At 73.2% G+C, this 9208-nt stretch carries 10 protein-coding genes; 7 read left to right on the plus strand and 3 right to left on the minus strand.

Annotated elements, in window-relative coordinates:
* Positions 1-22 precede the first annotated feature (22 nt).
* Positions 23-1219 (minus strand): MFS transporter, encoded by a 1197-nt coding sequence (locus tag ACFQO7_RS05220; RefSeq protein ID WP_376805308.1) that lies wholly within the window; start codon positions 1217-1219, stop codon positions 23-25.
* Positions 1220-1346: 127 nt separating this feature from the next.
* Between ACFQO7_RS05220 and ACFQO7_RS05225 the strand changes: the two genes are divergently transcribed.
* From ACFQO7_RS05225 to ACFQO7_RS05255, 7 genes are all read left to right on the plus strand, one after another.
* Positions 1347-1865: a hypothetical protein gene (locus tag ACFQO7_RS05225; protein WP_376805309.1), complete on the plus strand. Its 519-nt coding sequence runs from the start codon at positions 1347-1349 to the stop codon at positions 1863-1865.
* A gap of 173 nt (positions 1866-2038) precedes the next feature.
* A complete protein-coding gene (locus tag ACFQO7_RS05230) occupies positions 2039-2707 on the plus strand; it encodes a hypothetical protein (RefSeq protein WP_376805310.1) in 669 nt (222 codons plus the stop codon).
* 13 nt (positions 2708-2720) lie between these two features.
* Complete coding sequence (locus ACFQO7_RS05235) at positions 2721-3248, plus strand: SigE family RNA polymerase sigma factor (RefSeq protein ID WP_360527987.1); 528 nt, start codon at positions 2721-2723, stop codon at positions 3246-3248.
* Positions 3241-3984 (plus strand): hypothetical protein, encoded by a 744-nt coding sequence (locus ACFQO7_RS05240; protein WP_376805311.1) that lies wholly within the window; start codon positions 3241-3243, stop codon positions 3982-3984. The genes ACFQO7_RS05235 and ACFQO7_RS05240 overlap by 8 nt, the downstream gene beginning before the upstream one ends.
* A 105-nt stretch (positions 3985-4089) precedes the next feature.
* Positions 4090-5520 (plus strand): PepSY-associated TM helix domain-containing protein, encoded by a 1431-nt coding sequence (locus ACFQO7_RS05245; RefSeq protein ID WP_376805312.1) that lies wholly within the window; start codon positions 4090-4092, stop codon positions 5518-5520.
* 111 nt (positions 5521-5631) lie between these two features.
* Positions 5632-6327: a M23 family metallopeptidase gene (locus ACFQO7_RS05250; RefSeq protein ID WP_376805313.1), complete on the plus strand. Its 696-nt coding sequence runs from the start codon at positions 5632-5634 to the stop codon at positions 6325-6327.
* A gap of 58 nt (positions 6328-6385) precedes the next feature.
* On the plus strand, positions 6386-7912 hold the full coding sequence (locus ACFQO7_RS05255; protein WP_376805314.1) for a histidinol-phosphatase: 1527 nt from the start codon (positions 6386-6388) through the stop codon (positions 7910-7912).
* Positions 7913-7981: 69 nt separating this feature from the next.
* Here the strand turns inward: ACFQO7_RS05255 and ACFQO7_RS05260 are convergent, their stop codons facing one another.
* Together ACFQO7_RS05260 and ACFQO7_RS05265 are read right to left on the minus strand one after the other, a co-directional pair.
* Positions 7982-8626, minus strand: a complete 645-nt coding sequence (locus ACFQO7_RS05260; RefSeq protein ID WP_376805315.1) for a class I SAM-dependent methyltransferase — start codon at positions 8624-8626, stop codon at positions 7982-7984.
* Between the two features lie 22 nt (positions 8627-8648).
* Positions 8649-9208, minus strand: a 560-nt coding sequence (locus ACFQO7_RS05265) for an RNA-guided endonuclease InsQ/TnpB family protein (RefSeq protein WP_376805316.1), incomplete at its 5' end; no start/stop codon positions are given.

Below are 9208 nucleotides of genomic sequence, written 5' to 3' on the forward strand. Positions count from 1 at the left end.
GCTCAGGTCTGCCCGAGCCGGGTCAGCCGGTCGGCTGAGGGTGCCGGGTCCGGGTCGCGGCCAGGTACGCGAGGATCAGGGCGGCGGCGAGCACGACGAGGCTGAGCCCGAGCGCGTTGACGCTCCACGTGCCCAGGACCACGCCGATGATCGCGGGGAAGACCGAGCCGCCCAGGCCCGCGCCCGCCATCTGCAGGCCGATGGTCCGGTCGGCGTGCGCGGCCCCGACCCGTTCCGCGGTCAGCAGGGTGAACAGCGGGAACACCGCCGCGGCGGCGAAGCCGATCACCATGAACCCGAATGCGGCCAGCCAGCCCGGCCCGGGGATCGCGACGAGCACCGCCCCGGCCGCCATGCCGCCGATCGACCACACGACGGTCCGGCCCGGCATGAACCGGTGCGCGGCGAACCCCTGCAGCACCCGGCCGACGAACAGGCTGCCCCAGTACAGCGACACGCATACGCCCGCGACCGCGTCGCTCATGCCGCGGCCCTCGGTGAGCAGCTGGTACGCGAACAGGCCCGCCGCGACCTCCAGTGCCACGTACACCGCGATGGTGAGCACGCTGAACCAGACCGCGGGCAGCTTGAACGTGTCCCGGGCCCGGATCGGGCCGGCGTGGGTCTCGTGAGCGGCGTGTTCGGGCGTCGGCCGCTGCGCCCACTGCCGGACGGTCAGCACGAACGCGACGGCGAGCAGCGCCTGGCCGGTCGCGACGACGAGGTAGCCGGGCCGCCAGGCGTCGCCGTACTGGATGGCCGCGGTCATGATCAGCGGGCCCATCGCGACGCCCAGCCCGAAGAAGGCGTGCAGCCAGTTCATGTGCCGGGGGCCGAACGCCGACGCGGCGTAGGCGTTGAGCCCGGCGTCGATCGCGCCGCCCGCGAAACCGGCGCACAGCGCGGCGGCCATGGTGAACGCGAACGCGGGCGACAGGGCGTACCCGAACAGCGCCAGGCTGGCCAGCGCGGTGCTGCCCGCCAGCAGCCGCCCGACGCCGAGTTTCGACAGCACGAACCCGGCAGTAACGCTGGACACCAGGTAGCCGCAGGTCGACGGGATCAGCAGCAGCCCGATGGTCTCCCGGGGCACGTTCAGGTCGGCGCTCATCGACGGCCAGGCCACGCCGAGCAGGCCGTCGGGCAGCCCGAGGCTGATGAACGCGAAGTAGGACAGGGCGAGCACGGACATGCGGATGGGGGTCCCGGGAGAACTCACTTCGTGATCATGCCTGACGCGGCGGGCGTGCGTCCGCCGGGCGGCAGGCGGATCGCAGCGGAGCGGTGGGGAGCGCCGAAGGACAGCGCGGAGAGGTAGTCGGGCAGCGCCGTAATAGGGTGGGCGGGTGGTGGACGACGACGCGGAAGCGGTCGCGGCCTCGTTGCAGGCGTGGCTGGGCGCTGTCTCCTTCACCGATCGTGACGCCGACCAGGTCACCGAGCTGCTGACCGAGGCCGTGCTGGCGTGGGGGACGGCTCAGGAGTGGCGGGTGTACCGGCGTGCCCGCAGCGTGGTGAAGTTGCCCCCGCCCTACGAGGACCGGCACTCCTGGGTGGACGTGGGTGTGGCCAGGTCGGGCCTCCCGCCGATCGTGGTGGAGATCGACCAGTCCGAGCGCAGGCGGACCCTGGAGAAACTCGCCGCCGAGGCGGCCGAGGGCCGGGTCGCGGTGTGGCTGCGCTGGGGGATGGGGCCGTTCGCCGTGCCCGCACTCCCGGTCCGGCTGGCGACCTGCCAGGTGAGCAGCCGCAAGGACGCGTCCGGTCGGCGGCTGTTCTCGGCCCCCGTGGCGGTCCGCCCGGCACCGTCACACAGCGGCGCCGCGACCGGCGAGGCCGACCAGGGCGATCTCTTCGCCGGCTGAGTCACCACGAAACCGCTGGTCGAAGGCGGTTTGCCGGTCTACGGTTCAGCGAACGGCAGCGGACACGGCCCCGGTGTGACGTGGGACTCATCGAACGCATGCGTCCGGGCCGAGGGGTCAGACGTCATTGGTGCGCTCCGAACGGAGCGCGTCGATGGCGGAGGGAATCAGAGATGGAACACACGAGGGCGCGGTGGATCGCGCGATGCTCGCTGGGCGTCGTGCTGCTGGCGGGCGCTGCCGGGTGCGCGAAGCCGCCGGGGAACAGCGGAGCGGTGGACCCTCAGGACGCCGGCATGGCGGGCGCGTCGGCGTCGGCAACGCCGTCGCCGTCGCCCACGGCTGTCGTGCCGAGCAGGCCCGCGACGTCGCCGCCGCGCGGCGGTGTGCCGGGTCGGGACCAGGCGATCCTGCTGCAGGCGGTCGACCGGATCGAGGACCCGGTGCTGACCGTGACCGCGAGCGGCCGGATCGGCACGTATCCCGGCGGCGCGGACACCGGCGAGCGCGAGCAGTTCGCGCTGGTGCCGCTGTCGCCGGGCGCGACCGTGTACCTGCTGAAGACGGCGCGGCTGCGGGTGGGCGGCGAGCCGGTGTGCGCGGGCATCGAGGCCGGTGTCCTGCACGCCGTGGCGTGCGACGCGGCGGCCGGGGCGCAGAAGGTCACGCTGGTGGCGCGGGGCGCGGACGCATCCGGGGCGGCGACGTTCGAGGTGATCGTCGGGGGATACCGGGTGGAGATCGGCAAGGACGGCAAGGTGTCGCTCGTGAAGGCGGGCAGCGCCGCCGCGAAGACCCGGTTCCGGTTCATTCCGGCCGGCCCGGTCGGCCAGTGGCCGTAGTGGTGGGGTGCTGATGTCCGACGTCGACGAGTTCGACGCCTTCTACGCCGCGACGTCGTGGCGGGTGCTCGGGCAGCTGTGGACGATGACCGGCAGCCGGGCCGAGGCCGAGGACGCGGTGGCGGAGGCGTACGCCCGGGCGTGGCAGCGATGGCGGCAGGTGCGGGACTGCGACAGCCCGGAGGCGTGGGTGCGCCGTACGGCGTCGCGGATCGCGATCAGCGCGTGGCGCAAGGCCGTCAACCGGCTGCGCGCCCACCATCGCGCCACGCCCGACCAGGACGTGGCGGGTCTCGGGCCGGACCACGTCGCGCTGGTCCACGCGCTGCGGCAGATCCCCGCCGACCAGCGGCGGGCGATCGTCCTGCACCACCTGGTCGGGTTGAGCGTGGCCGAGGTCGCCGAGGAAGTCGGCGCGCCGGTGGGCACGGTCAAGGCCAGGCTGCTGCGGGGCAGGCGAGCGCTGGCGGGCTGGCTCGACGAGCTGCCGAACCCGGATCGCACGGAGACGACCACACGGAAGGAGAACGGCAATGGCTGAGCGCGACGAGTCGGGCCTGGACCGGCACCTGGCCGTGCTCGGCGAACACGGTGCCCGGATCGGGCGGCTGGGCACGCCCGAGCAGGCCCGCCGCCGGGGTGAGCGGCGGCGGCGCAACGGCCGGCTGGCGGCCGCCGCGAGCGGCCTGGCCGTGGTCGCGGTGTTCGCCGGGGTGTACGCGACGCAGAGCGGCTTCGGCACGGAGCCCGAGCCGGTGGCGAGCGCACCCGTGTCGGCGTCGCCGACACCTTCCCCGTCACCTTCGGTGGTCGTGCCGAAAATCGATCCGTCCGCGGTGCCCGGAGACGGCGTGCCGACCCAGGATCAGGCGGTGTGGCTGCAGGCGACGAGGACCGAGGGCTACCCGCTGCTGACCGCGCTGCCGGACGGGACCTTGGCGGCGACGGGGGAGGACGCCGCGACCGACGGGGCGCAGTTCGCGCTCGTCCCGCTCTCTCCCGGCGCCGAGCAGTACCACCTCAAGACCGCCAAGGCCGGGGCCGGGGGCGAACAGGGCTGCGCGGCGCGCGACGGCGACCGACTGGCCATCGTCGCCTGCGACGCCGCCGACGAGCGGCAGCGCGTCGTCCTGAACGGACGGGCCGCGCCTCACGAGGTGGTGCTCGGCGACCGGGCGCTGAAGCTGACCGGTTCGAGCGTGACCGCGGTCGCGGCCGGGCAGGGCACGCCGCTGACCTTCATCATTCGGGGCCAGGCCGACGGTCCGGTCGGCTGATCCTTAAATATTCGCTTAAGGGAACTAGCGCCACATACCGTACGACCAGTGGGCTCCTACCCTGGCCGGTGCCGTCCAGGGCCCGACCGCCCGGATGGAGCCCCCATGACCGCCACGACCCGGCCCGAAACGGCGCTGCCAGCAGCGGAACCGGCCGAACACGCCCCGACCGAACCCGCCGCCCGTTCGGCGCTGTACGCCGGGTTCGGGCCGCTGCTGCGCCGGCTGCACTTCTACGCCGGCGTGCTCGTCGCTCCGTTCCTGCTGGTGGTGGCGCTGACCGGCCTGGCGTACGCGTTCACCCCCCAGTTCGACCAGATCGCCTACCACGACCAGTTGCACGTCCAGGCCGTCGGCGGCGACCGGGTGGCGCTGTCCCAACAGGTCGCCGCCGCGCGGCAGCTGGTTCCCGGCGGCGACCTGGTGGCCGTGCACCCGGCCGCCGACCCCGACGCCACCACGAAGGTGGAGTTCGCGCTGGCCGAACTCGGCGACAAGCAGCGCACCGTGTACGTCGACCCGTACACCGGCCAGGTCCGCGGTGTGCTCACCACCTGGTTCGGGGCCACGCCCGTGACGACCTGGCTGGACAACATGCACGCCAACCTCAACCTCGGCGAACCAGGCAGCCTCTACTCCGAACTGGCCGCGTCCTGGCTGTGGGTCCTCGTCCTCGGCGGCGTCGTGCTGTGGTGGCGGCACCAGCGGGGCCGTCGCGGCGCCCGCCGGCTGCTGCTGGCCGAACGAGCCGCCAAGGGCGTACGCCGGACCCGGTCCCTGCACGCCGCCACCGGCCTGTGGCTCGCCGCCTTCCTGCTCGTCCTGTCCGCCACCGGCCTGACCTGGTCCCAGTACGCCGGAGCCAACTTCAGCTCGCTGCGCTCGACGCTGAACTCTGACTCGATCCCGCTGCGGACCGCCCTGGACGGGACGGCGTCGCCGGACACCGGAGCGCACCACGGCGGCGGCACCGGCGGCACCGGCGACGCCGACCTGGACGCGATCGCGGCCGCGACCGCGCGGGCCGGGCTGGCCGGACCGACGACCATCACCCCCGGCGCGGCCGGCCAGGCGTGGACAGTCGAGCAGACCGACAACACGTGGCCGCTGCGCAAGGACAAGATCGCCGTACATCCGGCCACCGGGCAGGTCGTCGACACCGTGCGCTGGGCAGACCAGCCGCTGCTGGCAAAACTCACCACCATCGGTATCCAGCTCCACATGGGCGTGCTGTTCGGCCTGGTCAACCAGATCGCCCTGGCGCTCATCGCGGCCGGCCTGAGCACCGTCATCGTCTGGGGATACCGCATGTGGTGGCGTCGCCGGCCCACCCGGGACCCGCGGCGGCTGCGGCTCGGCGCGCCACCGGCCCGTGGCGCCTGGCGGCGACTGCCCGTGCCCGCGCTCGTGCTCGCGATGGCGGCCGCCGCAGCCGTCGGATGGGCGATCCCGCTGCTCGGCTGGCCCCTGCTCGGGTTCCTCGTGGTCGACGCGGTCGCGGGACGCTACAGAAGGTCACGGGGCGCTGACCGGTAGCGGGCTTGTGGGATCGGGTGGGGGTGACTAGCGTTGCCCGCGTCTTACATGCGACATAGGTGAAACCCGGACGGGGCGGGCCACCGGTGCCTATCGACGGAGTGTGCACGCGTGCAGTACCGGCCCCAGGTGTCCCGCGAAGGTGATCAGTACCGCGGACGTCGCCGGGTGCGGCAACCCTCGCGCCGCCGCTACGCGGCAGTCCTGGCCACCGCGTTGGCAGGGGCCGGTGTCGTCGCCCTGGGGTCGGGTGCGGCGCTCGACGACGCCAAGGCCGAGGCCGGTCTCGTCGGCGTCGACCTGACCTCCGACGAAGCGCGTGAGCTGGTCGCCAACCGGGCCGACCGGGCCGACCGCCCGCTGAGCACCTCGATCGCCCAGGCGCCCGACGCCTGGGTGCTGCCCATGCGCAACTACAACCTGACCTCCCGCTTCGGCATGCGCTGGGGCCGGCTGCACCAGGGCCTGGACCTAGCCGGCCTGCCCGAGGGCACGCCGTTCGCGGCGGTGCACAGCGGCACCGTGGTGCAGGCGGGCTGGAACGGCGGCTACGGCAACTCGGTGATCATCGACCACGGCAACGGGGTGCGCACCCTCTACGGCCACTCCAGCAAGGTGCTGGTCAAGGTCGGCCAGCAGGTCAAGGCCGGCGACATCATCGCCCGGCTCGGCAACACCGGACACTCCTTCGGCACCCACCTGCACCTGGAGGTGCACGTGAACGGTGTCGCGCAAAACCCGCTGACCTGGTTCAAGACGCGCGGCGTCGACTACGACCTGGAGATCGAGCAGATCTACGGCGGCTGACTCGCCGAACTCGGCGCGCCGCCGCGCTCGGCAGGCGCTGATCGGATACCTCTGAGGGGTGTCCCAGCAGCTCAGCGCTTCCACGTCCCGCCCCCTGCGCCGCCGGGCGCTGCTCGCCGCCGGCGCCGCGGCAGGTCTGGCCGGCCTGGTCCCTTCCCGGGCACAGGCAGCGGGGCCAGGGTTGCGGTGGACCGCCGGCGACCACCACGTGCACACCAAGTACAGCGGCAGCCCCGACGCGCCCTACCGCGTCGAGCAGCACGTGCAGGCAGCCGCCGGCTACGGGCTGGGCTGGCTCGTGATCACCGACCACCCCGGCCCGGCGCACGCCCGCCACGGGCTGGCCCGGTCGGCGGCCGATCTCGCGGTGCTGCGCGAGCGCTACCCGCACCTGCATCTGTTCCAGGGCATCGAATGGCGGGTGCCGGGAGCCGAACACGCCACGCTGTTCACCGCGCCCGGCCGGCACGAAGCCGCGCTGCTCGCGGACTTCGAATCCCGCTTCGACGCCGAGCTGGCAGGCCACGGGTCCGGTCCTGACGGGCACACGACGGCCGTCGAGGCGCTGCGCCGGCTGGGCGCACAGGTCGACGCCGGGGACACCCCGATGGCGTTGTGCATCCTCAACCATCCCAGCCGGTCCGGCGCGTACAGCCCGGCCGAGCTGCGGCGGCTGCGCGACGCGCACCCGCTGGTGATCGGGATGGAGGGCGCGCCCGGCGGGCAGGCCAACGGGATACCCGCCGACGACGGGGGAGTCGGCGGCGACCGCGGCGGGTACGGGCGGCGGCCGACGCGGACCTCGTACGCCGGCTACCCGGCGGCGGCGAACCGGACCCTCGGCGGCTTCGACTGGATGACCGCGACCGTCGGCGGGATGTGGGACGCGATGCTCGCCGAGGGCCTGCCCTGGTGGATCACGGCGAGTTCTGACGCGCACAAGGTGTACGGGCAGCGCTGGCGCTCCGGTGGCGGCCCCACCGAGGACGGCTCCTACCCGGACCCGGTGCCCGACGACAGCCCCGGCCCGTCCGGCGGACTGTGGCCGGGCCAGTACAGCCGCACCCACGTCGGCGTCGCCGGCGACGGCGCGCTCGCGGTGATGCGGGGGCTGCGCGACGGCAGGGTCTGGGTCGACCACGGCCACCTGCTCGACGCGGTGCACGTCGAGATCGGCCCGGAGCGGGCGAACCTGGGTGAGGTCGCCGTCGTCTCCCGCGGCGACAGCGTGGAACTGCGGGCGACGATCACCCCGGCGTCGGCGGACAACCCCCACGGCGACCGGCCCCGCCTGCGCCGCGTCGACGTCATCGCCGGTCCGGTCACCGGCCGGGCGCAGGCGCAGGCGCAGACCGCGCCGCAGACCCGGGTCGTGGCGTCGTTCGACGCCGATCGCGGGCCGGTGCGGCTGGTCCACCGGTTCACCGACGTACGCCGGCCGTTCTACGTCAGGCTGCGCGGCACCGACGGCAACCACAGCGCGCCCGGTTCGATCGAGCCGAGACCCGACCCGACCGGCGACGCCGACCCCTGGCAGGACCTGTGGTTCTACACCAACCCGGTGTTCGTCGCCGTCACCGGCTGACACCGGCCGGGCGTTCCGCGATCGACCGTCGAGGTCATGACGCGACCGCGGAACCGACCCGGCGTCCGCCTAGGCCTTCCGGGCGATCAGCTGCACTTCTTGGAACTGCCGCTTGTCCTCGGGCTGGGGTTCGCGCACCATCCGGCCCACCTCGGCCAGCCCGGCCTTGCGCAGCAGCGCGGCGAGGTGGTCGGGCCACCACCGGTAGGCCGGCGCGACCGAGTGATCGAAGATCTGCGTCGGGTGGGACGGGTCGTCGCTGGCCGAGAACCCGATCAGAAGGTGGCCGCCGGGTGCCAGCACCCGATGGAACTCGTCCAGGATGGCGGGGACCTCATGCGGCGGCGTGTGAATGACGGACCAGCGCGACACCACGCCGCCGAGGGTGCCGTCCGCGATGTCCAACGCGGCCATCGAGCCCACGTCGAACCGCAGATCCGGGTAGGTCTGCCGAGCCAGCGTGATCATCGCCGGAGAGAGGTCGACCCCCACCGCTGCCAACCCCAGTTCGTGCAGGAGGGCGGTGATGTAGCCGGGCCCGCATCCCAGGTCGGCGACCCTGGTGTCCCCGCTCATGCGTACGAACCCGGCGAAGGCGGCCAGGATCGCGCTGTCCAGGGGCCTGTCGTCCAGCGAGTTGAACAGCTGCGCATAGGCGACGGCGGCAGCGTCGTAACCGTCTCGGGTGGCGGTGAGGGCATCGTTTTCGACCATGTGTACGACACTACGGCCTGTTTCATAACTCGGTGGAGTTGTGAGACAGCGCCCTTCTCGGGCGTCCGCTCCTCACCCGCGATGGGGTGGGTGCGGTTCCCGCGTCGTCGGGGCCGGTTTCGCCTGCGCGTGTGCGCGGGCCAGAGCCTTCCCCTCGGCGGGCTTTGGTGACCGGGCCCCCTGCGTGGAGGTCCCGGACCTGGGCGTGGTGCTGCTCGGCCCAGATGGCGAGGTTGACCGCGGCATTGAGGTCCCGGTCGGCCTGATACCCGCACGCGGCGCAGACGAACGTGCGCTGGTCCAGGGGCATCGCCGGGGCTACGGTCCGACATGGAGCGCAGGTCTTGGTCGACGGATACCAGCGATCGACCGGAGTCAGCCCACCGCCGCGCCACAGCTGCTTGTAGGTCAGCTGCCGGGCGAGTTCGCCCCACGCGGCGTCGGCGACGGCTGCGGCCATACGCCGGTTGGCGAGCATGCCGGTGATGGTGAGGGTCTCGATGGCAAGCTTGTCGTGGGTCTTGACCAGCTTGTTGGAGACCTCGTGCAGGAAACGCTTGCGGATCGCGGCCACGCGGGCGT

It is taken from the genome of Catellatospora aurea, assembly GCF_042663325.1.
Classification (GTDB): domain Bacteria; phylum Actinomycetota; class Actinomycetes; order Mycobacteriales; family Micromonosporaceae; genus Catellatospora; species Catellatospora aurea.